The 25,148-nt window shown below is 34.3% G+C and carries 25 protein-coding genes and 1 pseudogene; 18 read left to right on the top strand and 8 right to left on the bottom strand.

Translation table 11 applies throughout. The features are described 5' to 3' along the window. The first annotated feature begins 21 nt into the window (after positions 1-21). On the top strand, positions 22-690 hold the full coding sequence (locus ACZZ9T_RS00220; protein WP_463440437.1) for a DUF4290 domain-containing protein: 669 nt from the start codon (positions 22-24) through the stop codon (positions 688-690). After that, the gene (gene murA / locus ACZZ9T_RS00225) at positions 690-1,997 is read left to right on the top strand and encodes a UDP-N-acetylglucosamine 1-carboxyvinyltransferase (RefSeq protein ID WP_463440438.1); all 1,308 of its coding nucleotides are present in this window, start codon (positions 690-692) and stop codon (positions 1,995-1,997) included. The genes ACZZ9T_RS00220 and murA overlap by 1 nt, the downstream gene beginning before the upstream one ends. Positions 1,998-2,163: 166 nt before the next feature. Here murA and ACZZ9T_RS00230 read toward each other — a convergent pair whose 3' ends face one another. The 6 genes from ACZZ9T_RS00230 to ACZZ9T_RS00255 all read right to left on the bottom strand — a co-directional run bounded on the left by ACZZ9T_RS00230 (position 2,164) and on the right by ACZZ9T_RS00255 (position 8,407). Next, positions 2,164-4,158: a DUF2207 domain-containing protein gene (locus ACZZ9T_RS00230; protein WP_463440439.1), complete on the bottom strand. Its 1,995-nt coding sequence runs from the start codon at positions 4,156-4,158 to the stop codon at positions 2,164-2,166. A gap of 10 nt (positions 4,159-4,168) precedes the next feature. Continuing rightward, positions 4,169-6,106, bottom strand: a complete 1,938-nt coding sequence (locus tag ACZZ9T_RS00235) for a DUF2207 domain-containing protein (RefSeq protein WP_463440440.1) — start codon at positions 6,104-6,106, stop codon at positions 4,169-4,171. A gap of 86 nt (positions 6,107-6,192) precedes the next feature. Further along, positions 6,193-6,744, bottom strand: coding sequence for a LemA family protein (locus ACZZ9T_RS00240; protein ID WP_463440441.1), 552 nt, complete (start codon positions 6,742-6,744; stop codon positions 6,193-6,195). Positions 6,745-6,850: 106 nt separating this feature from the next. Continuing rightward, positions 6,851-7,132, bottom strand: coding sequence for a cysteine methyltransferase (locus ACZZ9T_RS00245; protein ID WP_463440442.1), 282 nt, complete (start codon positions 7,130-7,132; stop codon positions 6,851-6,853). Between the two features lie 188 nt (positions 7,133-7,320). Beyond that, on the bottom strand, positions 7,321-7,992 hold the full coding sequence (locus ACZZ9T_RS00250) for a YiiX/YebB-like N1pC/P60 family cysteine hydrolase (protein WP_463440443.1): 672 nt from the start codon (positions 7,990-7,992) through the stop codon (positions 7,321-7,323). Further along, positions 7,952-8,407 (bottom strand): DUF1801 domain-containing protein, encoded by a 456-nt coding sequence (locus tag ACZZ9T_RS00255; protein WP_463440444.1) that lies wholly within the window; start codon positions 8,405-8,407, stop codon positions 7,952-7,954. The genes ACZZ9T_RS00250 and ACZZ9T_RS00255 overlap by 41 nt, the downstream gene beginning before the upstream one ends. A 110-nt stretch (positions 8,408-8,517) precedes the next feature. Between ACZZ9T_RS00255 and ACZZ9T_RS00260 the strand changes: the two genes are divergently transcribed. From ACZZ9T_RS00260 to proC, 4 genes and pseudogenes are all read left to right on the top strand, one after another. Further along, on the top strand, positions 8,518-9,723 hold the full coding sequence (locus ACZZ9T_RS00260; protein ID WP_463440445.1) for a pyridoxal phosphate-dependent aminotransferase: 1,206 nt from the start codon (positions 8,518-8,520) through the stop codon (positions 9,721-9,723). Positions 9,724-9,735: 12 nt separating this feature from the next. After that, on the top strand, positions 9,736-10,215 hold the full coding sequence (locus ACZZ9T_RS00265; RefSeq protein WP_463440446.1) for a hypothetical protein: 480 nt from the start codon (positions 9,736-9,738) through the stop codon (positions 10,213-10,215). Positions 10,216-10,262: 47 nt separating this feature from the next. Then, a pseudogene (gene murB, locus ACZZ9T_RS00270) lies at positions 10,263-11,277 on the top strand (UDP-N-acetylmuramate dehydrogenase). A gap of 110 nt (positions 11,278-11,387) precedes the next feature. After that, positions 11,388-12,191, top strand: a complete 804-nt coding sequence (proC, locus tag ACZZ9T_RS00275) for a pyrroline-5-carboxylate reductase (RefSeq protein ID WP_463440447.1) — start codon at positions 11,388-11,390, stop codon at positions 12,189-12,191. 65 nt (positions 12,192-12,256) lie between these two features. Here the strand turns inward: proC and ACZZ9T_RS00280 are convergent, their stop codons facing one another. Then, positions 12,257-12,682, bottom strand: a complete 426-nt coding sequence (locus ACZZ9T_RS00280; RefSeq protein ID WP_463440448.1) for a VanZ family protein — start codon at positions 12,680-12,682, stop codon at positions 12,257-12,259. 52 nt (positions 12,683-12,734) lie between these two features. On the opposite strand from ACZZ9T_RS00280, the gene lnt reads away from it, so the two are divergent. The 6 genes from lnt to ACZZ9T_RS00310 all read left to right on the top strand — a co-directional run bounded on the left by lnt (position 12,735) and on the right by ACZZ9T_RS00310 (position 16,533). Further along, the gene (gene lnt, locus ACZZ9T_RS00285) at positions 12,735-14,375 is read left to right on the top strand and encodes an apolipoprotein N-acyltransferase (protein ID WP_463440449.1); all 1,641 of its coding nucleotides are present in this window, start codon (positions 12,735-12,737) and stop codon (positions 14,373-14,375) included. A gap of 189 nt (positions 14,376-14,564) precedes the next feature. Further along, positions 14,565-14,807, top strand: coding sequence for a 50S ribosomal protein L28 (gene rpmB / locus ACZZ9T_RS00290; protein ID WP_463429458.1), 243 nt, complete (start codon positions 14,565-14,567; stop codon positions 14,805-14,807). 3 nt (positions 14,808-14,810) lie between these two features. Further along, positions 14,811-14,993 carry a 50S ribosomal protein L33 gene (rpmG, locus tag ACZZ9T_RS00295; RefSeq protein ID WP_027373683.1) on the top strand — a complete coding sequence of 61 codons (183 nt, stop codon included), beginning with the start codon at positions 14,811-14,813 and terminating at the stop codon, positions 14,991-14,993. 19 nt (positions 14,994-15,012) lie between these two features. Then, positions 15,013-15,165 carry a DUF4295 family protein gene (locus ACZZ9T_RS00300; protein ID WP_082002123.1) on the top strand — a complete coding sequence of 51 codons (153 nt, stop codon included), beginning with the start codon at positions 15,013-15,015 and terminating at the stop codon, positions 15,163-15,165. A gap of 106 nt (positions 15,166-15,271) precedes the next feature. Beyond that, the gene (ftsY, locus tag ACZZ9T_RS00305) at positions 15,272-16,225 is read left to right on the top strand and encodes a signal recognition particle-docking protein FtsY (RefSeq protein ID WP_463429459.1); all 954 of its coding nucleotides are present in this window, start codon (positions 15,272-15,274) and stop codon (positions 16,223-16,225) included. 56 nt (positions 16,226-16,281) lie between these two features. Further along, a complete protein-coding gene (locus tag ACZZ9T_RS00310; protein WP_463429460.1) occupies positions 16,282-16,533 on the top strand; it encodes a GlsB/YeaQ/YmgE family stress response membrane protein in 252 nt (83 codons plus the stop codon). Between the two features lie 68 nt (positions 16,534-16,601). Here the strand turns inward: ACZZ9T_RS00310 and sppA are convergent, their stop codons facing one another. Beyond that, positions 16,602-18,356, bottom strand: a complete 1,755-nt coding sequence (sppA, locus tag ACZZ9T_RS00315) for a signal peptide peptidase SppA (RefSeq protein ID WP_463440450.1) — start codon at positions 18,354-18,356, stop codon at positions 16,602-16,604. A 19-nt stretch (positions 18,357-18,375) separates the two neighbouring features. Here sppA and folK point away from each other — a divergent pair, with 19 nt between their 5' ends. The 6 genes from folK to fmt all read left to right on the top strand — a co-directional run bounded on the left by folK (position 18,376) and on the right by fmt (position 25,125). Further along, the gene (gene folK, locus ACZZ9T_RS00320) at positions 18,376-18,789 is read left to right on the top strand and encodes a 2-amino-4-hydroxy-6-hydroxymethyldihydropteridine diphosphokinase (RefSeq protein WP_463440451.1); all 414 of its coding nucleotides are present in this window, start codon (positions 18,376-18,378) and stop codon (positions 18,787-18,789) included. Between the two features lie 21 nt (positions 18,790-18,810). Beyond that, positions 18,811-19,908, top strand: a complete 1,098-nt coding sequence (locus tag ACZZ9T_RS00325) for an OmpA family protein (RefSeq protein ID WP_463440452.1) — start codon at positions 18,811-18,813, stop codon at positions 19,906-19,908. A gap of 58 nt (positions 19,909-19,966) precedes the next feature. Beyond that, positions 19,967-21,424, top strand: coding sequence for an OmpA family protein (locus ACZZ9T_RS00330; RefSeq protein ID WP_463440453.1), 1,458 nt, complete (start codon positions 19,967-19,969; stop codon positions 21,422-21,424). 76 nt (positions 21,425-21,500) lie between these two features. Then, positions 21,501-23,402 carry a RecQ family ATP-dependent DNA helicase gene (locus tag ACZZ9T_RS00335; RefSeq protein ID WP_463440454.1) on the top strand — a complete coding sequence of 634 codons (1,902 nt, stop codon included), beginning with the start codon at positions 21,501-21,503 and terminating at the stop codon, positions 23,400-23,402. 55 nt (positions 23,403-23,457) lie between these two features. Beyond that, entirely contained in the window at positions 23,458-24,108 is a 651-nt protein-coding gene (locus tag ACZZ9T_RS00340; RefSeq protein ID WP_463440455.1) for a permease-like cell division protein FtsX, read from the top strand. Between the two features lie 69 nt (positions 24,109-24,177). Then, positions 24,178-25,125 (top strand): methionyl-tRNA formyltransferase, encoded by a 948-nt coding sequence (gene fmt, locus ACZZ9T_RS00345; RefSeq protein ID WP_463440456.1) that lies wholly within the window; start codon positions 24,178-24,180, stop codon positions 25,123-25,125. Positions 25,126-25,148 lie beyond the last annotated feature (23 nt).

Consider the following 25,148-nt stretch of genomic DNA (forward strand, 5'->3'; position numbering starts at 1 on the left):
TAATCCATATATTTGCATATTATGGAATACAATACCCAAAGAACTCAGCTTAATATGCCGGAATACGGCAGAATCATACAACAACTGGTTGAGCGTTGCAAAGAGCTTCCTTCTAAAGAAGAAAGAAACGAAATGGCAATGGCAATCATTGATTTTATGGGTCAGAGAAACCCACAACTTAGAGACGAAGACAATTACAAACATAAACTTTGGGATCATTTATATATTTTAGCAAAGCATGATCTTGATATCGATCCTGTTTATCCGTTTCCTACCAAAGAAGAATTAGAGGAAAAGCCCAAAAGAATGGAATATCCTAAGCTTCAGGGAGATTTTAAATTTTATGGAAAAAGCATTCTTCAATTAATAGAAAAAGCCATCGAGCTGGAACCGGGAGATGAAAAAGAAGCCCTGATTGAGGTGATTGCTAACAATATGAAGAAATCTTACAATGTTTATAATAAAGAACATGTTACCGATGATGTGATTTTCCGTCATTTGAAAGAATTGTCATCAAACAGGCTCGATTTGACGAATATTGAATCTCTTGACAAGAGTAAGATTTATTACGCTACCGCCAACCGAAATAATCTGAACAAGAATAACAACAATAGAAATCAAAACAGTACTAACAATAATCTTAACAAAAGAAGATTCACCAATAACAACAACAATAAGAACAGAAGATAATGAGTGGGACGTTTCAAATAAGAGGAGGGAAAAGACTGCAAGGTGAAATTACTCCACAAGGGGCAAAAAATGAAGCTCTTCAAATCTTATGCGCAGTTTTATTAACAGATGAAGAGGTAAGAATAAAAAACATTCCGGATATACATGATGTCAACAGACTGATTGAGATTTTGGGAGATTTCGGAGTAAAAGTGACTAAAAACGGTCATGGTGACTTCACTTTCAAAGCAGACACTGTCAATTTTGATTATATTAAATCTGATGAATTTAAAAAAGACGGTGCAAAATTAAGAGGCTCAATCATGTTGATGGGGCCAATGTTGGCTCGTTATGGTGAAGCTTACATGCCGACTCCGGGAGGTGATAAAATTGGCAGAAGAAGATTAGATACGCATTTCCAAGGATTGGTAGAATTGGGTGCAGAATTTAACTACGATGAGAACGAATATTTCTATTCATTAAAAGCTAAAGAGCTTAACGGAAAATTCATCCTTCTCGAGGAAGCCTCCGTAACAGGAACTGCCAATATTGTGATGGCAGCGGCTTTAGCAAAAGGAAAAACAAGAATCTACAACGCAGCCTGCGAACCTTATCTGCAACAGCTTTGTAAGATGCTGAACAGAATGGGTGCTAATATTTCAGGAATCGGATCAAATTTATTAACGATCGAAGGGGTTACTCATTTGAATGGCACAGAACACACGATGCTTCCCGATATGGTAGAAATCGGTTCTTGGATTGGTCTTGCAGCCATGACAAAATCTGAAATTACCATTAAAAATGTCAACTGGAACCAGCTTGGTGTTATTCCAAATACTTTCAGAAAACTGGGAATTGAGCTTGAGCAAAGCGGTGATGATATTTACATCCCGTCTCAGGAGCATTATAAAATTCAGAAATTTATCGATGGATCTATCCTTACGATTTCCGATGCGCCGTGGCCAGGATTTACTCCGGATTTACTTTCCATCATTTTGGTAGTGGCAACACAGGCAAAAGGAAGTATTCTGGTACATCAAAAAATGTTTGAATCAAGATTATTTTTCGTTGATAAACTGATTGATATGGGAGCACAGATTATCTTATGCGATCCGCACAGAGCAACTGTAATCGGTTTAAATCAGGAATCACCGCTTCGTGGAACTACGATGGTTTCTCCGGATATCAGAGCCGGAAATGCACTTCTAATTGCTGCATTATCAGCAGAAGGAAAATCGATTATTCATAATATCGAACAAATTGACCGTGGTTACGAAAATATCGACGGAAGACTGAAAGCGATTGGAGCAGATATTGAGAGAATTTAATAAGAAGGAAGTTGTAGCAGGATGATGGAAGTTTTTGAAGTCTACAAAGCCCACTATACCTTTTAAACAAAATACAAAAGCGTTTAGAATTAATTTTCTGAACGCTTTAATTTTATTAAATGGATTTATAAAACGTTGAAGTTTTTAATAATTTCTGTGAAACAAATTACCATCCACCACCGCCGCCACCACCGCCACCACCGCCAGATGATCCCCCACTAGATGAACCGCTAGAGCTGGAACCTCCTGAATAGGATGAACTGCTTGAAGATCGTGATGAGGAAGAAGATGATGATGAAAAGCTGCTTACAGGAGCAACGGTTGTTCCTTTCAATGTTGTGGTAAACGAATTGCCAAAACCATAACTGAAATGATTTTGAATTTCTCTATACGGTTCGGTTGCATCAATTGTTTCCTGCATTTTATCTCTGAATCTTTTACCCCAAATTCCTTCAACCCCGAAAACAATAGCGTAAGGAAGAAACTTTTCATACACATCGGAAGTCATTTCAGGAGGATTATGAAACTTCAGTTGGTTTTCTTCAGCCGCACCGAGGTACATTTTAAAACCTTCAATTTCAGATTTCATTTTCAACTTTTCAAAACTTGGCCGATTAATAAAGTACCTGAATATAAATAGAGAAATAATTGAGAAGATTAAAAATTTAAAACAATTAGAATCAAATGAAGAAATATCGTCAGAATCTATAAATGCTAAAAAAAACATAGGCATCATAATTGTTGATGCGAAAAACAACACCACCAACACTGCCAATTTGTTTTTATCACTCCAGATAGCTACTAGAATCGCTACAAAAATACCACCGAAGATCCCTATCGCAATTCCAATCCCAAGTACTGTAAATTCTTGAGTAACTAAAGAATTAATAATAAGGGCAAGAAAAAAACTCGCAAGAATAATTTTTAAAGCTTTATAAATAAGTTTATGATTAGATGTTTTCTCAACAAAAATCTTGTTTTCTTTGGAGATAAATTTTTCAAAATCTTCAACCGCATTTTTGAGCTTTGAATTATAAGTACCATTGACGGAAATCTTTTCTTCTTTCACAAAAATCTTTTTTAAAAGTAGTTTTTGATCACTCTGCAAATCATTTTCGCTTTTATCAAGTTTTTTTAATGTGAAAATTTTAGACAAATACGTTTCCTTACTATCTTTCACCTCATCAATATCCACAAAACCTTTTATAGAAAGATCTACGAGATTTGCGGTAACCAAATTAGCGTCAAATTCACCTTTATCAATATAACCTAGAGATGCAGGCGAAAGATCATTTGGTGCATTGAATTGCGGAATCACAACTGGTTTTTCCGGATCTTTCCCATATTTTTTCCAATTGTTATAGTAGAAAAACAAGAGATAAATTCCGATTAAAAACAGAGGTAAACTTTGCCAGTTTCTGTCAATCCATTTTAAAAAACCAGAAGGAACTTTTAAAACTCCAGCTTTAAAACCTACGGCTACCGTCAGATTTTCATGTTCTTTTAAATCATTAGCCTTAAAAACAATCTGCGTTGAAGATAATTTTTCGCTGGTGCAGTTTTTATCCGTACTTCCGTGAACGCCTGTATAACAAGAATTTTGAAGAATATCTGCATTCTTTGGCAGATGAATCGTGGCACTAATTTGTTCTACCGGAAAAGACCAATCTGTGCCGTTCACATTCCAGTAAAACTCATCATACCCTTTAAAATGACCAATCTGATCCTGCGTTCGATAAACAATTTTATAGGTATAAAAACCTTCATCAAGTTGATAATCTTTATCACCAATGTAAATATTAAAAACACCATTTTGCCTCTCGATGTGATAAGGCTCTTTTACCCCATCTTTTTCTATAGAAATTATTTTGTAAGTAATCTTTTCCTTTCCACCATTGATATTTCTAAAAGTTGGCAAAGCACGGAAAATTCCCCGCTTAATTTCATAACCACGCACAAACACTTTGATGGTTTCTGTAACGGTAACATCAGCGTTTTCTGCAATGTTAACATCAGAATGAAAAGAAACAATTCTTTCACCATCTTCAATCCTATTATCTGCAGTGACTCCTTTTGCGACTGACGGCATGTCAACAATAACTTCCTGCCCAAAAGCAAGAACACAGAAAAAGAAAAGAAATATTTTAATACATTTTTTCATAAATAAAATTTTACCAGCCGCCACCGCCACCACCGCCACCACCACCGCCGGAAAATCCACCGCCGCCCGATCCTGAACCAGAGCTGCTTCCCGAACTTGATGGTTGCGTAGCCGATGACTGTATCGATTGTGTCAAGCTGGAATTAAGAACACTTGCCATCGCAAAATGATTCATCGATGAGCCCATATACCAATTGCTTTGATATTCTGTAGACATTTTCGTCAGCAATGCGTCAAATTTTTTCCCCCAAATTTCATCAACTCCCAAAACCATTGCAAAAGGCAATAATTTTTCGAAAGATTCCGGGGTCATCGTGGGTGGATTATGAAATTTTAACTGCTCGTTTTCTGCTGCTCCCATGTACATTTTAAAACCATCAATGAGAGATTTCTTTTTCAATTTTTCTTCGGAAGGTCTTCTGATCAGAAACTGATAAATAATCAGCGATGTAAATCCTAAAACGATAAAGATGTAGCAGATATTGAAATTATGATCAATGGTAAATTCGTTGTGATTGAACATTAACGCTCCCAAAATAATGAGAATGATAGTCGGAATAATCAGGAAAATTTTAAATAAAACCGGGAACACTTTGAAAAGATATCCTGTGATTAAAAAGCAAACCAACAGAATAACATATAAAAATCCGCCAACAGTTACCTTTTCAAATTCAGGAAACATTTTAAAACTTAAAAGCAATCCGAGACCGTAAACAATAGTCATTAAAATCAGTGGCAGATATAATTTGTTGGTATTATTTCCTTCGTTCAATAATTTGCTATGCTGATAGGTAAGCGAAGACTGAAAACTTTTAACAGTTTGTTCAATTTTAGAATTATATTCTCCGTCAAATTTCACAGTGTCTACCGTTGTAAAAAGATTATTCGTCAAATTAATTTCCTCTACAGGTAATTTTTGATCTGCATTTTTTATTTTTTTTACTGTAAACTTTTTTGATTTAAATAAACCTAAAACACCCGAATCTTCAGTTTCTATAATCTGAATATAACCTTTTACAGCTAAATTGACCAAAGCTGCCGTTAGATATTTATTTTTAAAAGTTTCACTGTTTATGAAACCTAAAGAAGCAGGCGAAAGATCGTCTGGCGAATTGAATTGTGGATACACAGTCGGTTTTTCAGGATCAACACCGTATTTTCTCCATGTTGAAATATAATAAATGACCATCCCTAAAAACACAATGATTCCGGCAATCAAAATCCCGAATCTTTCAGGAAAAGTCGGCGGTGGCGGCGGAACCATCACCCCTTTTTTGAAACCTACGGCAATCGTAAGCCCTTCTTCTGAACCCAAATTTCCGGCATTCCATTCAATTGAATGTTCTGAAAGAACTTTTACTGTACAGTTTTGATCTGTACTCCCCTGGCTGCCTGTGTAACAAGAATTTTGCAAAATCCCTGCACCTGGTGGAAGATTGACTGTTGCGGAAATTTGATCGACGGGAAAATCCCAGAAGTTTCCGTTGACGTTCCAATAGAATTCATCATACTTTTCAAAAAAACCGATTTGCTTTTCTGTGGTATATTTTATTTCGTAATCATAGTCGCCCGGCTCAAGAATAATATCTTTGTTTCCGAAATAAATTTTCAGAAAGCCATCTTCATATTCCTCATGATAATCTTCATCAACGCCGTTTTTCTTTATAGAAACTATATTGTATTGTACTTTTTGAGTCGTGTTATTAATATTTCTGGTCAGCGGAAATGAGCGAAAGATACCTCGCTTGATTTTATCTCCCAGACTGTGAACTTTTATTTTTTCAGTAACCGTTATCGCTGAATTTTTATCAACATCAATATCAGCGTGGAAATTCATAATTCTTTCACGTCCTTCAACTATAGATAACTGATCTGTTCGTATAGGCTCTTCCTGAGCAAAATTTAAACTAAAGAACAAAAGGAAAAATAACTGTAAGAAATTTTTCATACATAGATTTTATTTGGTGGGTTGTATGGTATCGCCATTTCTGATTGATATTTGTGAATCAAAACCAATTACAGCGATTTCATTTCTTAAAATTTCACTGTCGGAACTTCTCTGTCTGCAATATTTTCAAGCTCAAAGAATTTGGCTTTTTCAAATTTGTACATGTTGGCAACCACGTTGCTTGGGAAAGATTCTACCAAAGTATTGTTTTCTCTTGCCGTTCCGTTGTAGTATCTTCTTGATTTTTCAATATCATTTTCAATAGAACTCAATTCTGCCTGCAATTGCTGGAAGTTAGCATTCGCTTTTAAATCCGGATATTGCTCAGCTACTGCAAATAAATTCACCATCGCTTGGTTCAGATTTTTCTCTGCAGCTTCTTTACCTTCTACAGAATCTGCTCCAACAGCTAAATTTCTTGCTCTGGTAACGTTTTCAAGAGTTTCACGTTCGTGAGTTGCATACCCCTTTACTGTTTCAACCAAATTCGGAATTAAATCGTGACGTTTTTTAAGCATGACATCAATACTGCTCCACGCTTCCTGAACTAAGTTTTTCAGTTTTACGAGACGGTTATAAATGGAAACTCCGTAAAGCACAATCAATACAAGAACTCCGATGATAATAAGTGCAACCATAATTTTGTAATTTATTTTAAAATAAAAATAATCTTTTTCTCAGAGAATTGAATAAAAAAAGCGTTCAATAAATTGAACGCCCCTCAAACTATATGGACTTATAGCTCTAAGAATATTTTCTGCAGGTATAATCTACAGTTGTATTCAAGAGTTTGTTATTATTCAGAAAAAATTCAAGTTCCTGAGATTCTTCTATTGTAGCATTGACATGTAACTGAAATGACCCAAAATTTACTCCATTCATATACTCCACATTTACACTCAAAACTTTATAACAAATTCCCATTTGCTGGTAAATAGCATTCAAAAGATGGTCAAATTCCATTTTTCCATTCAGTTCCACTTCGATGATGAGATCTCTTTTGAGAAGATGTATATTTTTTGACAAAGGCTGCAAATTTGGCGTTATCATAACTACAATTTTTGATTAAGAATACTTTTCTGAATTACATATTTTAAAATATTTACTCATTAATTCCTGACAAAAATATAAAAAAATATTAGTCTACAAAATTAGTAGGGTATTAATTTTTAATTTTAACAAAAAAAGAGAAGCTTTTAAACTTCTCCTGTATATTATAATTCTTTAATTCTTTGGAGTTTATCGGAAGCCGCTAATCCATTTGGGTTGCATCCCGGTTCGTCCTCAGGAACTTTCAGATTTTTTTCAGCGTAAAACTTTTCCCAAAAAACATTTGTTTTTCCTGTTTTTGGATCAATGAACGTCATTGGTTCCAGCTTAAAAATATGATTTTCTTTAAATGATCTTTCAATATAATCTGAACAGTAATAAGAATTTTCATCTAAAATATAATTGAAATTGTATGGTTTTCCCAACATTGAATTCGCTTTTGCAATTGCATTAGGAATTGTATTTTGAAATTCAGGCTTTAATCTGTAAATCACCACTTTTTGTCCGTCACTCGCCTGATCTTTCAGAAATTCTTTTAAATTCTGCTTTTGAGATCCGCCATTCGGCGCAGCGTGAAGTACGAAAACACCCATTTTATCCTTTTGTAAAATCCCGATGTGATCAAACGATGCATTTTTCTGCTTTTGGGTAACATTATTAATCGCTCCAGACAAGCCACTTTCTTTTGCCGTCACAAAAAGCAAATCTCCATTTTTCAAATCTGAAGTTACTGAACTTTTACATCCCGATAATAGCACAAAAATATATGCGATTGCAAATATTTTTAAAGAAAACTTATTTTTTAAATTGAGTCTCATAAATCGTAATCCATTCATCAACAGTCATTTTTCTGCTTAGTTCAGCAATTAATTCAAAAGGAATTTCTTCTATTTTCTTAAAACGGATACATGATTTTCCCATATCCAGTTTTCTTTTAGAATGCTTGGGAAATTCTGTTACAAACCAGTCTAAGAGTTCTGGTTTTGCATAAATTCCCATGTGATACAGTGCAATGAAATTTTTCTGAGAAGCCAGTCCCATAAACGGCAACGGAGAACCCGGCGTACAGTGGTAACCAGCAGGAAAAGTTTCTAAAGGAACATCCCATCCTACCATACCGTAACTTACGTCTTTTTGAAAACCTTTTGGTAAATTTTCGGTAATGGTATCAAACAGTTTTGTGAAAACTGCCTGTCTTTCTTCAGGAATTTTTGAGATATAATCTTCTACAGATAGAGCAGGAATTTGCATAGATTTTAATTTAGTTTTGAAAAACAAATTTAAAGTTAATCTCATTGAAATACTAATAATTTTAATATTGAAAAATTTAATCCTATTTTTGCCATACAAATTTTAGAACAATGCCGAATATCTCAAACAGAGCACAACAGATGCCACCTTCACCGGTAAGAAAACTGGTTCCCTTCGCACTTCAAGCAAAGCAGAGAGGAACGAAAGTATATCATTTAAATATCGGACAACCTGATATCGAAACGCCGGAAACAGCTCTTAATGCTTTAAAAAATATTGATTTAAAAGTATTGGAATATGCACTTTCTGAAGGAAATATTGAGTACAGAAAAGCATTAACAGAATATTATCATTCGTTAGACTTTACAGATTTGACCCCTGATCATTTTATCGTAACCAACGGTGGTTCTGAAGCATTGAATTTCGCAATTTCTACATTATGTGATGATGGTGATGAAGTGATCATTCCGGAGCCTTATTATGCAAATTACAATGGTTTCACCAGTACTTTTAATGTAAATGTAGTTGCTGTACCCTCAACTATTGATACGGGATTTGCCTTGCCTCCGATTGAAGAGTTTGAGAAAAAAATCACGGCAAAAACGAGAGCGATTGTTATCTGTAACCCAGGAAATCCTACAGGTTACTTATATACGAGAGAAGAGCTACAGCAATTAACAGATATCGCTTTAAAATATGACATTGTAATCATTTCTGACGAAGTTTACAGAGAATATGTTTATGACGGAAAACAGCAAATTTCAATGCTTGCTTTCCCTGAATTGAGCGAAAACTGCATCATCATCGATTCAGAATCTAAGCGTTATTCAATGTGCGGTGTAAGAATCGGATGTCTACTCACTCGTTCAAAGAAAATTCACGATGCGGCGATGCTTTTTGCACAGGCAAGATTGAGCCCTGTTCTTCTAGGACAGATTGCTGCAACAGCAGCACATCAAAATGACGGAGCTTACATCAGAGCTGTAAGAGAAGAATATACCCACAGAAGGAATGTTTTGGTAGATTTACTGAATGCAATTCCAGGAGTGATTTGTCCGAAACCAAAAGGAGCATTTTACTGCGTAGCTGAACTTCCGGTTGATGACACCGAGGTATTTGCGCAATGGTTACTTGAAAAATATTCTTTAAATAATGAAACCATCATGGTTGCTCCCGCAGGAGGATTTTACAGCAATCCGGAATTAGGTAAAAAACAGGTAAGAATTGCTTATGTCCTTAAAGAAGCAGATTTAAGAAAAAGCGTTGCGATATTGCAAGCCGCTTTAGAAAATTACAATTCAGATATAAGATTTTAATATAAAATAATCATGTCAACAGTAAAAACAGTCGGTTTGAAAGTACTCTTGTCTATGTTTTTACTGTTGACATTCTTTTGTTGTGGTGAAAAAACAACCGATACTAAAAAGTCATCACGAGATCCTGAAGAAATCACTTTTATCGGATTATCTCATGTAGGCGGAGAATTAGGAAACTACAGCAGTTTTAAAGTAACCAAAGATTCTGTTCATTTTGAAAGCGGAACGACAGGCAACAAAAAACACAACGAATGGCACAAAGCGATCACACCAAAAACCTGGAAAAATCTTATTTCTTCATTTAAAATAAAAGATCTGGGTATAATCAAAAGTTCACCCAGCATTCAGCCTATTGATGGAATTGACGAAACTTTTCAAATTAAAACAACAAAAAAATCACACGTTTTTGTGAATGCTTACAGTGATGTTCATTACAAACAGTTTGAAGAATTCAAAATCAAATTAGAAAGTCTTTCTCCTGAGCAACGCTAATTCGGATCTATATTCCAGTTAAATTAATTCTAAATATTTTCCCTTCAATGCACGAAAATTTTTCTTTAAAACCTTATAACACTTTCGGTGTAGAAGCTAAATCCAGATATTTCGCAGAAGTAAATTCTGTAGAAGAATTAATCGAAACACTCAAAAATGCACACGATCAAACTCTCCCACTCTTATTTCTCGGAGGCGGAAGTAATATTCTGTTGACGAAAGATTTTGACGGATTGGCAATTCAGCTCAATTTAAAAGGAATTTCAGAAGAAATCATCAGCGAAAATGAAGTTTTAGTAACTGCTAAAGCCGGTGAAAACTGGCATGAATTTGTGCTGTATTGTTTACATAAAAACTATGGCGGATTAGAAAACCTTTCCTTGATTCCTGGAAATGTCGGGACTTCGCCCATGCAGAATATCGGTGCTTACGGAACCGAAATAAAAGACATTTTCGTTAACTGCAAAGTTTTAAATTTAGAAAACTCTGAAGTTGAAACTTTCAACAGTGAACAATGCAGATTCGGGTACAGAGATTCTGTTTTTCAAGCAGGAAGGAAAAGGGAAATATGTCATTCTGGATGTGACTTTCAGATTGACCCGAGAAAATCATTTGATCAAAACCGAATATGGTGCCATCAAATCTGAACTGAAAAATTTGGGTATTGAAAATCCTACCATTCAGGATATTTCAAGAGCCGTCATCAACATCAGACAAAGCAAATTACCCGACCCGAAAGTCATTGGAAATGCAGGAAGTTTTTTTAAAAATCCCACGATTCCTTTAATTCAGTTTGAAGATTTAAAAAATAAATTTCCAAATATTCAGGGCTATCCCAACGGAGATTTTGTAAAAGTTCCGGCAGGCTGGCTCATCGAACAATGTGGCTGGAAAGGAAAACAAATCGGAAACGTCGCATCACACCAATTACAGTCTTTGGTGATCATCAACGCAACAGGAAATGCAACCGGAAAAGAAATTTTTGATTTTTCTACAATGATTATTGATTCGGTGAAGGAGAAATTTGGGATTGAGTTGGAGAGAGAAGTGAATATTATTTAAAAAAATATTGTAGATTTCAATTTAAAAATCAGAATTCACTATTTTTAATGATTACAAGTCTTTAAATTTAGAAGTCACCTAAAAGACTTTAACATAAAAACAACACACAAATGAAAATCGCCATCATCGGAGCCGGAAATATGGGCTTATCTTTCTCAAAATCATTTCTAAAATATGAATTGATAAAACCGGAAAACCTTCAGCTCATCACCAGAAACCGCTCAAAAATCAAAAAAATATCAGAAGAATTTCCAAAATCTAAAATTTTAATTTTTGATGATGTCGAAGAACTCGATGCAGATTTAATTATTATCGCCGTAAAACCTCAGGATTTCCAGCATGTTGCAGAAAATTTCAGGTTTAAACTTAACGAAAAACAAATGGTTCTCTCCATCATGGCAGGAATCAAAATCGCAAAAATTCAGAAATTACTGAATCATCCTTTAGTTGTAAGAGCCATGCCCAATTCTCCTACTCTTTTAGGAATGGGAATCACAGGATACACGTCTGCAGAAGGAATTACATTTAACGAATTGATGAATATTGAACGGCTTTTAAACAGTACAGGAAGATCTGTATATTTGGAAAACGAGGACTTATTGGATGGTGTTACGGCACTTTCCGGAAGCGGACCCGCCTATTTTTACTATATCGTTGATGCCATGATCAAAGCCGGAACTCAAATGGGAATTGATGAAAATCTTTCTAAACTTTTTGTAAAACAAACGATGCTTGGTGCTTACCATTTAATCAATAATTCTGAAAAAAATCTTGAAGAACTCATCAAAGATGTTGCTTCGAAAGGTGGCACAACAGAAGCTGCCCTGAAAACATTTGAAGAAAACAATTTTAAAGAAATTTTACAGAAAGGAATTTTAAATGCTGAAAAAAGAGCGAAAGAACTGAACGGGTAAGATTTTAGAGTTTTAGAGTTTTAGAGTTTTAGAGTTTTAGAGGAAAATTAAATCATTAGTTACATTCACACAACTAAAGATTTAAAACGCATTTCGATAAATTTACACATTTGCCAACCCAAATAAACCCCAAAAGTATTGAGGATAACATCATCCACCTCAAAAATACCCATTCTTGAAAAATACTGAAGTGCTTCTACAATGACAATTGCAGAAACAAATGTCATAATGGTATTCTTCAGGTCTTTAATCTGAGGAAAAACCCATCCTAAAAAACCAAAAGGAATAAACATCACTACATTCCCCAAAACAATTCGAACAATATCCCACCAACGTATTGTATTCTCAATAAAACTTAATGTTGAGAATAAAGGCTCTACCCGAATCAAATTTTCGTCGTACTGAAATCTCCCCATCCCGAAAAACATCAGATAGAGCAGAAAAATTATGTACGGTAAAATAATGAATTTATAAAATTTCTTTAACATCATTTGCAAAGTTATTCATTTCAAAATCATTAAATTTGTGTGTTAAAATAATTTAATGAAATACGTTTTACTTACGCTCATTTCAGCGATGCTTTTGTCCATATCATGGCCTACATACGGAATTCCGTTTTTTATATTTTTTGCCCTCGTTCCGCTTTTGATGATGGAACATGGCGTTTCTAAATTTTCAAACTTCAAAAGAAAAAGCTGGGTTGTTTTCGGGCTTTCTTACTTATGTTTTATAATATGGAATATCGTAACAACGGGCTGGCTGTATGGCTCTAAAAATCCTGACGGAAGCCACTCGATGATGGCTGTTTTGATTCCTATTTTAGCCAATTCATTTTTATATTCTTTGGTATTTCAATGTTATCATTGGTACAAAAATGCTCAGGGAAGTTATTGGGGATTAGCATTTTTCGTGGCAATCTGGATGAGTTTTGAGAAATTCCATCTGAACTGGGAACTCACATGGCCTTGGCTGAATTTAGGAAATGTTTTTTCAGATTATCCTGAATTGATTCAATGGTACGACACTTTAGGCGCAACCGGCGGAAGCTTCTGGATTCTTTTAATTAATGTTCTGATATTTTATACGATTAGAGTTTTTGAAGCAGGACGGAAAAGAAAAGATTTGATAAGAAATTCATCGATTGTTGCTTTGCTGATCATTCTTCCTATGACTATTTCGCTGGTTAAATTTAATAATTTTGATGAAAAACCTATTGGTCAGGTTAAAGTTTTAATGCTACAGCCCGCTCTTGATCCGTACGCAGAAAAATATTCCAAAGACAGCGTTACCATTGTAAAAGAACTTCTTGCACTTGCCGAACAAAACACTAAAGGAAAAATAGATTATTATATTGCTCCGGAAACTTCAATCCCGGGAAGAGGTTCTATTTCTGAATCTGCATTTGAAAAAAGCGTACTTCTGAATGATGTGAAAAGTTTTCTGGTGAAACATCCAGGTTCTGTCTTCACCACCGGAATTTCATCGCATCGATTTTATAAAAGTGATAAAAATTTACCTAAAGAAGCCTATCAGCTGAATCCTCAACTATGGGTGGAAAGCTATAATTCTGCAGTACAAATTATTCCTAATCAGAAAGTGGAAGTGTATCACAAAGGAAAACTGGTACCCGGTGTAGAAATATTTCCATACATGAGCATTTTAAAACCGCTTTTAGGCGATGCGATGATCGATTTAGGAGGTACTGTAGCATCATTGGGAACAGATAAAAAACGTGTAGCTTTTTCGAATCCTTTCAATAAAGGAAAAATTGCTCCGATTATTTGTTATGAAAGTATTTATGGAGAATTTGTGACAGAATATGTAAAAAAAGGAGCGAATTTTCTAGCGATTGTAACCAACGATTCCTGGTGGGGCGTTACGGAAGGTCACAGACAACTTTTGTCTTATGCAAAACTAAGAGCCATCGAAACGAGAAGAGAAATAGCAAGATCTGCCAACAGCGGAATTTCTGCTCATATCAATGCGAAAGGTGAAGTTCTGGAAGACACTTTTTATGGTGATAAAACTGCTCTTTTTGCAAAAGTAAATCTTTATGATAAAGAAACATTTTATGTAAAAGCCGGGGATTTGATGACGAGATTTTCAATATTTTCTTTAGGGTTTCTTCTGTTTTATTTTTTGATTAAAAAGTTTCAGAATAAATTAGAGAAAAAGAAAGTTTAAGATACAGATCCGAAAACATTTAGAAACAGCTAAATACTGCTCTATTAAACAATTATTAAATTTAAATCGGTTGAGAATAAAAATAAAAGACAAATATTTATTACAAAAGTTTTGTAGAAAACTTGTCTGTCTAAAAAATTATTCGTTATTTTGCAACCTCAAATATTATACAAATAAGAACATCGAGATATGTCAAGAATTTGCCAGATAACAGGAAAGCGTGCAATGGTTGGTAACAACGTTTCCCACGCTAATAACAAAACGAAGCGTCGTTTTGAAATTAACTTATTGGAAAAGAAATTTTACCTTCCAGAGCAAGACAAGCATGTTACGCTTAAAGTTTCAGCTCATGGATTGAGAGTTATTAACAAGATTGGAATCGAAGAAGCTATCGCAAGAGGCATCAGAGAAGGATTGATTAAAAAGAACTAAATCATGGCAAAAAAAGGAAACAGAGTTCAAGTAATTCTTGAATGTACAGAGCACAAAGAAAGTGGTATGCCGGGAATGTCTAGATACATTTCTACAAAAAATAAAAAGAACACTACAGAAAGATTGGAATTGAAAAAATACAATCCTGTTCTTAAGAGATCTACCCTTCACAAAGAAATCAAGTAATTTATAAATATAATTTACCATGGCAAAGAAAGTAGTAGCAACCCTACAAAGCGGACAGTCAAAAAAAATGACTAAAGTGGTGAAAATGGTGAAGTCTTCTAAATCAGAAGCTTACGTTTTCGAAGAAAAAGTAATGAATGCAGACGAAGTTGACGCTTATTTGAAAAAATAATCAGTCACTTTATTTACAATACAGAAACTACTCATATTTTGGGTAGTTTTTTTGTTATCTTTGTTTGTACAAGACAAAGTAAGCTTATAAAAATCAAAATTCTAAGATGAGTTGGTTTAAAAATATTTTTAAAAAAGAAGAAAAAGAAACGCTGGATAAAGGTCTGGAAAAATCTAATCAGGGGTTCTTTGAAAAAATGACAAAAGCCGTAGTCGGCAAAAGCAAAGTAGATGACGAGGTTCTTGATGATCTTGAAGAAATACTTATCGCTTCTGATGTAGGCGCTTCTACCACCATCAAAATCATCCAGAGAATAGAAGAACGTGTAGCAAAAGACAAGTACGTGAATATAAGCGAACTTGATCGTATTCTGCGTGAAGAAATCTCAGGATTACTGCTTGAAAACCCACAGGCAAACACCGGGAACATAGACACTTCAAAAAAACCTTACGTCATCATGGTTGTAGGGGTAAACGGTGTTGGCAAAACCACAACAATAGGAAAGCTGGCTCATCAGTTTAAATCTGAAGGAAAAAAAGTTATTTTAGGAGCAGGAGATACTTTTCGTGCAGCTGCTGTAGATCAGCTGACCATTTGGAGTGAAAGAGCCGGAGTTACAATTGTAAAACAGGAAATGGGTTCTGACCCTGCTTCTGTTGCTTTTGATACAGTACAAAGTGCCGTTGCTCAGGATGCGGATGTGGTCATCATCGATACTGCAGGAAGACTTCATAATAAAATCAATCTGATGAATGAGCTTTCTAAAATCAAGAGAGTCATGCAGAAAGTGATTCCCGACGCTCCTCATGAGATTTTATTGGTATTGGATGGTTCAACAGGTCAGAATGCTTTTGAACAGGCAAAACAGTTTACCGCAGCAACTGAAGTAAATGCTTTGGCCGTAACAAAATTAGACGGAACAGCAAAAGGCGGTGTGGTGATTGGCATTTCTGATCAGTTCCAGATTCCTGTAAAATATATTGGTGTTGGCGAGAAGATGCAGGACCTGCAATTATTTAATGGTATAGAGTTTGTAGATTCATTCTTCAAGAAGAGATAAGTCATCTTTATTTCTTGAAAATAAACCAAATTTATTAACATTAAAAAATTTAAACTATGGGAATTTTAACATGGATCATTTTCGGTCTTATCGCAGGGGCAATCGCAAAAGCATTACATCCGGGAAATGATCCTGGTGGTTGGATTGTAACAATCATCATCGGTATTTTAGGAAGTATGCTAGGAGGCTGGATCGGATCAATGATATTCGGAGTAGATGTATCAGGATTTAATCTATCAAGCTTTTTAGTTGCAATCGCAGGATCAGTTCTTCTACTGGCTATCTACAGGATGGTAACTAAGAAATAGAAACCATTAAAAAAATAAAAAGCCGGATTTGAAATTTTCAAATCCGGCTTTTTTATGAACAATATAATTTAGTCTATCTTGATCTGATAAGGCATTTCCATTTTCACCTCAGACTTCAGCTTTTTATCTGTAACCTGTTCTAAAATTTCATAATTTGCTTTACCAATTTTATTTTTAATTACTCTTGCAGAGATATCGTCTTCATTTAAATCTTCAAAAATCTGCTCAAATGCGGTCATTTTTTTAGGATAAGAAGAAACATTGTAAGATTTAATATTTGCTTTTTGTGCCGCAAATTTTACAGCATCTTGTAAACTTCCCAATTCATCTACCAAACCTATTTGTTTTGCACGAGTTCCACTCCATACTCTACCGCCACCAATTGCATCAATATCTTCAAAAGATTTTTTTCTGTTTTGAGTAACAAAGTAAACGAATCTTTTGTAAGTTCCTTCAACACTTCTGGTCATCAGGTTTACTCCGTAAGGTGTCAGTCCGTTTAATGAAGAATAATATGCTGAGTTGGCATTGGTCGCAACAATATCAGAACGAACTCCGTTTCTGTTGGCTAAATCTTTAAAATATGGCATCACTCCAAAAACCCCTATAGATCCTGTCAATGTATTGGGTTCAGAATAGATTTTATCTGCAGCCATTGCAATGTAATATCCTCCCGATGCCGCATAATCTCCGAAAGAAACTACCAATGGCTTTTTCTTTTTCAATTGCTGAAGTTCAAATAAAATTTCATCTGAAGCATTTGCACTCCCACCCGGAGAATTGATTCTTAAAACTACAGCTTTTACTTTTTTATCATCCTGAAGTTCTTTGATGTATTTGATGTATTTTTCAGAATTAATATCATTGTACTCATCGCCATTATTGATAGAGCCGGAAGCATACAAAACTGCGATTTTCTCACTGGAAGTATCTTTATCAGTAAAAGAATCTATGTATTTTGTAAGAGAGATTTTATTTAATTTATCATTTTCCTTTAAACTCAGCTTTGTTTTGATTATTTGATCATATTCTGTTTTCTGAATCAGTTTATCTGCCAGTTTATTTTTTAAACTTAAATCCGGAATCATTCCGTATAAACTGTCAACCACAGTTTTGAATTGATTCACATCCATTTTTCTGGATGCGGCAATTTTAGAAGCTGTATTATCCCAAATATCATTAAGTAGCGTACTTAGCTGTTCTTTGTTTTCAGGAGAAATATCATTTCTTAAAAACGGCTCAACCGCAGATTTAAATTTCCCATGACGTATAACCTCAATTCCGATACCATATTTTTCTGCAAAATCTTTAAAGAAAGTAACTTCTGTAGAAAGACCTTTCAATTCAATTCCTCCTGAAGGATTCAGATAATACTGATCAGCAACAGATCCTAAATAATAAGAAGACTGCGAAACCATATTACCATAAGCGTACACAAATTTTCCGCTTTTTTTAAAATCCTGAATTGCCGCTCTCAAGTCATCAATCTGCGTGATTCCAGCATTTAAGTTATCAACTTCAATGCTGATCCCTTTAATATTATCATCGTCTTTGGCTTTTCTCACCGCTTCCAATACATCATATATAAGTACACTGGTGTTTTTATTATTAACATTGAAAATACTTTGTTGATCTTCTGTAGGGCTGTCTATAATATCTGTCTTAAGATTAATCGTTAGTACAGAATTTTTCTTTACACTTACAGATTTCTCACTGCTCATCGATCCAAATGCAATCATGATGATGAAAAAGAAGAAAAATACAACACATAGTACCACAATAGCTACTATATTTGCCAATACATTTTTAAAGAAACTCTTCATAAAATAATCATTTTCTAATATGTCGCAGCATAAGGTCGTTTTGTTACTCGGAAGTAATATTGGTGATAAAAAAAACAATCTGGATATCGCTTTAGATAAGCTTAAAAGCATAGGAGATATATTAAAAAATAGTGAATATTTAACATCCGAACCTGTGGAGTTTGTCAGTTCCAATAATTTTTGTAATATTGCAACAGTAATATTTACGCATTTTTCGCCAATTCAGTTACTTAATTACATAAAAGAAATTGAAGCTGAAATGGGGAGAATTAATGATAGTAAAATATCCGGATGCTATACAGATAGAATTATAGATATTGACATCGTTAAGTATAATGATTTAAAATTCATCTCAGAAAAGTTGGTGCTCCCTCACAAAAAACATCTTTTCGAAAGAAAATTTTCTAAAATATTATTAAAAGATTTTATTTAATCGAAACATAAAACATATTGTATGAAATTAGGTTTATTACTATTGGCAACACTGCCTATTGCGTCATACGCACAGGACAGTATTTCTGTTAATACTTCAGATGAGTATCCCAATACTTTTTCTTCAGGTTCTGCAAATATTCAAAAATTTGATAATAAGGCAAGAAAACTCAATGACTGGTCAGTATCAGTAGGAGGAGGTCCAGCTTTCATGACTTTTGCAGATGTAACTTCATTCTACGGTGAAAAAATTAATTGGGGATGGAATGCTTATGCGAGTATCGACAAGCAAATATCTCATACTTTTGGTCTTAGTTTGCAATACTCGATGGGTAAAACTAACCAACAGGCGAAATTACCAAATAATCCTGCTGCAGGAGTAGGTACAGCTTGGACTGAATTTAATCAGGTATCACTATTAGGAGATGTCAACTTCTCAAATTTACTTAGAAGAGTTGATAATAAGTCACCTTACAGATGGGCATTGCATGGTTATTTAGGTGGTGGTTTTATGGGATATAAAACTGAATTAATTGATAGTGATGCATCAAGATGGAGCACAAATCCTCCAAGAATTCCTATTATGATAGATCAAAAATTAGGAATTGCATCGTTTTTCATGCAGGCTGGAGTTGGTTTAAAATATAATGTATCAAAACTTATTGATATTGAGGCAAGAATGATGTATATCAATAGCTTCGATGAAGAATTTGACGGAGGTGGCGAAGGGAGAGCTCTTGAAACTCTTGCGGGAGACAGAATCAATTATAATCTGATTAATGATAGTTATTCTGATGCGATGATGTCATTCAATTTAGGTTTATCATTTAAGTTAGGTAAGCATCAGACTCATTTGTCATGGCATGATCCTTTACAAGGAATATATTACAGAACTCATGTATTAGAAAACACTGCTACTGAACTTGTTGTATGCGAGAAAGGAGATAGTGATAACGACGGGGTTTGTGATGACTGGGACAGAGAATTAAATACACCTTCTGGAGCAAGAGTTGACGGTTCTGGTGTAGCACTAGATATGGATCTTGATGGGGTAATAGACTTATATGATAAGTGTGTTACTGTAGCAGGACCAACAGATAACAACGGTTGTCCACAATAATCCGGTGAACAATAAATAAACAAATCATTTAATTAACTAAATAAAAAAATAATACACTATGAAATTAAGTTTAGCAATTGTAGCATTTGCTTTAGCAGTTCCTACTGTAGCGTTTGCACAAGATTCAATAGCAGTAGTTTCAACTGAAGGATATCCGAATACATTCTCATCTGGATCTGCTAACGTGTCTCCATTTACACAACAATCTAAAAGATTTAATGATTGGGCAATCTCATTTGGTGCGGGTGTACCACTCGTTCAGTCAGGAGATTTAACATCTATAAAAAACGGAAACGGTAAGGATGTTTTTGGTTATTCAGCTTATGTAAGTGTTGATAAAGCTATTACGCATGCTTTTGGTATTAATCTTCAGTATGACAGAGGGGAAACAAGACAGGGATGGTTCAACACCAAAGATAATGCTCCGGCAGGCTCTACTTACCAGCAAGTAGGTGCAAGAACGCAATATGATGCAATATCATTATTAGGTGATGTTAACTTTTCAAATCTTTTAAGAAGAGTTGATAACAAATCTACTTTTAGATGGGCACTTCATGGATATGCTGGTATAGGTACATTAGCTTACAGAGCTTATCAGGAAGACCTTTCAGGTCAAAGATTAGTAACTGAAGTTAAGCCTTTCAAATTTGGTTCATTCTTCGGTCAGGCTGGTGCAGGACTTAAATTTAAAGTAAACAGAAGAATTGATCTTGAAACAAGACTAATGTATGTTTACACCGGTGATGATCAATTTGATGGTGGAGGTGCACAGTATAGTGATATCAACAAAAGAGAGGATCAGATTTCTGACAACTTCTTTAATGCTACTTTAGGTTTATCTTTAAAATTAGGAAAACATGAATCTCATTTAATGTGGCACGATCCGTTGCAGGAAATTTACTACAAATTAGATGTTTTAGCTGATAAAAACCAAGATATTGAAGTTTGTAAAAAAGGTGATGCTGATAACGACGGAGTTTGCGACGATTGGGACAGACAGCTTGATACTCCTGCCGGTGCAAGAGTAGATGGCGCAGGTGTTGCTCTTGATGCAGATTTAGATGGTGTTATCGATCTTTACGATAAGTGTGTAACAGTACCTGGACCTGTAGACAACAATGGTTGTCCTCTTACTGCAACCACACCTGTTGGACCGGTTGACGAAACTGTAACTAATATGGAAGGAATTGAATTTGATTTAAATTCTGACAGAATTTTACCTTCAAATACACCAATCCTTAATAATGCAGTAAGCTATATTAACTCTTCAAATGGTGCTTATACCGTCATTGGAGCTACAGATACCAGAGCTACAGATGAATATAACCAAAAGTTATCTGAAAGAAGAGCAAACAGTGTGAAAAACTATTTGATCAAAAATGGTGTAGATTCTTCTAAACTGAACGCTGTTGGTAGAGGTGAAAAAGACCTTAAATACCCAGAGTGTGAGCCTGCTACTAAATGTCCTGAATGGAAAAACAGAGCAAACAGAAGAGTTTATTTCGAAGCTAAATAATAAACTTCTCATATATTTATAAAAGTCACGCAGTGCGTGACTTTTTTCGGTAAATTAGTTTCTATATTTTTACAACATGATTTCTTCTCACGATTTTCAGGAACTGAAAAATAAAACCCTAAAACATTTTTGGGGTTATGATACATTTAGAGATTCTCAAGGCGAAATCATAGACTCAGTAATTACCGGAAATGACACTCTGGTTCTTTTACCGACAGGTGCAGGAAAATCTTTGTGCTATCAACTCCCTGCTTTGCTACGAGAGGGAGTTTGCTTAGTGATCTCACCATTACTAGCATTGATGAAAGATCAGGTAAATCAACTTAAATTCAGAGGTATTGAAGCAGAATATCTTTCTTCAGAACTCGATGATTTTGATGCGGAAGTTATTTACAACCGTTGTAAGGACGGAGTAACAAAGCTTCTGTATATTTCACCAGAAAGATTGACAAATTTTCAGTTTATTCAGCAGATTGAAGAAATACAATTGTCATTTATTGCTGTTGATGAGGCACATTGTATTTCAGAATGGGGACAAGATTTCAGACCGAGTTATCAAAACATTAAAGATTTCAGAAAAAGCAATCCCGAGATCGCCTGTTTAGCTTTAACGGCTACGGCTACACCGAAAGTTTTGAATGAAATAAAAAATAAGCTTGAACTAAAAAAGCCCAATGTATTTCAAAAAAGTTTTAAAAGAGATAATATTAAGATTTTCTCTGAAGAAGTTTCTGATAAATACCAAAGAATTTTTAATATTTTAAAATACGCCAAAGAATCCGGAATCATCTATGTGAGAACCCGAAAAGATGCCGAGTTGCTCACCGAATTTCTTCACAAAAACAAAATCAGCAATGTAGATTATTTCCATGCTGGATTAACTACGAAAGAAAAAAACGAAAGACAGAACTTCTGGAATAACAGCGACCAAAGCGTATTGATTTCTACCAATGCATTCGGGATGGGAATAGATAAGGATAACGTGCGTTTTGTCATTCACTTCTCTCCTTCTCAGTCGATAGAAAACTATTATCAGGAAATTGGTCGTGCCGGTAGAGATGGAAAAAAAAGCTTTGCTTTTATGCTTTGGGACAAACAAGAAATTTTAAATTTTGATCAGATTCTAAGGAATCAAATCCCTAATAAAGCTGAGTTTTTAAAAATCATTTCCTATCTGTATTCTAAATTTCAGGTGGCAGAATTTGAACTTCCGGAAAAAGTTTTTCAATTAAATATTTCCGGAATTCAGAATTTTACGAAACTTTCAAATGCAAAAATTAAAAATGTGTTGAATTTCCTGCACAATCAGGAAATCATTTATTACAACAGCAACAAAAGCTTATCATCAATCGAACTTTTAATAAAAGCAGATGAAATCGATCAGCTTCCACAAAAAGATAGTTATTTCATTGAACTTCTCCTCCGCTCCATTTCCGGAATTACTACACATAAAGTGATGTTTAGCGAACAGAAAGTGAGTGATAAAATTGGTGTGAGTATTCATTTAATTAAAGAACGGTTAAAAGAACTGCAGCAGAAAAACTATCTTGATTATATAGACGGAGCCTTGGCAAGTGTAAAATTCCTCAAGCCGAGAGATGAGAAAGTGATCAATAGTAATTACTGGAAACTTTTTGAACAAATTCAAAAAAGCAAAATTCAGAAGTGGGAAGAAATGAAATTTTACATTGAAGATTCTACATACTGTAAAATGAAACTGATTCTTGCCTATTTTGGTGAAAAAAACTCAAAAAACTGTGGAAAGTGTTCTGTTTGTGAGAAAAACAAGCAATCTATTTTCGGAAAAAACATTTCATCTGAAATTGTTAATTTATTATCCGAAAAACCCGCTACTATCGATGAACTTTCAATTCGGCTAAATTTTCATGCAAAAGAAAATATTTTAGAAAATTTGATTTTCCTTCTTGATTCAGGAAAAGTAAAAATGCTGAACTTTAGAACGTATGCGTTGACGTAATTTCTAAAATAGTTAAAAAATGTTACTGATTCGGCACACAAATATGCACAATTTTATGAAAATTTATTTTAAAATATTATTTCTATTTTTATTTACTTTCAAATTATCAGCACAACAAAGCGAATGGAAAAAAAATAATACCTTCTTCCATCAAAAAATAATAAAAGAAAATTCTGATGAAATTCTTAAGAACAATGATAGTCTAAACTTAGCAATTTATACTTTTCAAAGAAGTGAGAAAATTGATTTGACAGATACAACAAAACTTCAGATGCTTCCTTTGAAAATTTCATTTGAAAATCTCAAACTTAAACTTGAGAATTTTGATTTAGAGTTAAAGAAAAATTCCGAATATCTATTAAAATACGAGACTCCAAAAAAAACAAAATATAAATGCAGTCTTTACTTAGATGAAAACATTACAAAGGAGCAAGTTAAAAATTTAATAAATTATTTAAAGTCGAATTATACGGTTGACAAAATAGAATACACATCAAAACAAGATGCTGCAAAAATAGCTTCGGAAACTTTAGGTGTGGATTCAAAAGATTTGTTTGAAGAAGATTTCTTTCCTGCAAGTATTGAAATTGAGTCGAAGATGAAAATTAATTCTAAGAATATTCAAAATAAATATCCACAATTGATCACTGATACTTTAAATGATAATTTAGATTTGGAGATTTTAATTATAAAAGTCACAACCTAAAAGCTGTATAAAATACATTTTCATTAAATTTCATTCTTAAATAAAATCAAAGACCTTTATCTTTGCAAAATGAAATCATTGAAAGTCGTTTTTTTTGGCACACCAGAGTTTGCGAAGACAGCATTGGAAGCTATTCATCAATCAAATCATGAAGTTGTTGGCGTTGTGACAGTTGCAGATAAAGCAAGCGGTCGCGGACAAAAGATCAATCAATCTGCTGTAAAAGTGTATGCTGTTGAAAATAATTTAAACGTTCTCCAGCCTGAAAAACTTAGAAATCCTGAATTTTTAGAAGAAATAAAAAGTCTGAATGCAGATGTTTTTGTTGTTGTTGCGTTCAGAATGATGCCGAAAATCTTGTTTGAAATGCCTGAATTGGGAACTTTCAATCTGCATGCTTCTTTACTTCCCGATTACCGTGGTGCAGCGCCAATTAACTATGCGGTAATTAACGGAGAAGAAAAAACCGGAGCTACGACTTTCTTCATCAATGAAAAAATTGACGAAGGAAATATTTTACTTCAGGAAGAAATTGAAATTTTACCGGACGAAAACGCAGGAAGTCTTCATGACCGTCTGATGGAAATGGGCGCAAAATTAGTCGTGAAAACACTTGATGGATTATGTGAAAACTCAATTACAGAAAAACCTCAGCCACACGTTGATCATCCGAAAAATGCTTTTAAAATATTTAAAGAAGATACCAAAATAGACTTTAGTAAAAGCTCAAAAGAGATTCATCAGTTTATCTTAGGAATGTCACCTTATCCTGCAGCTTTTACCACTTTAATGATTGGAGAAGAAGAAAAAGGACTGAAAATCTATGCCGGAAAATTTGAAGTTTCTGAGCACGGAAAAACTTACGGAACGTTAGATATTTCTAAAAACGAATTTAAAATCTACACCAGAGACGGAATTTATTATCCTTTAGAATTACACCTGGAAGGGAAGAAAAGAATGAATATAAAAGATTTTCTGAACGGATTTAGAAATTTCGACGAAATAAAAATGGCTTGATTTATCAAGCCATTTTTATTTCG

Source organism: Chryseobacterium sp. AC417 (genome assembly GCF_979258215.1).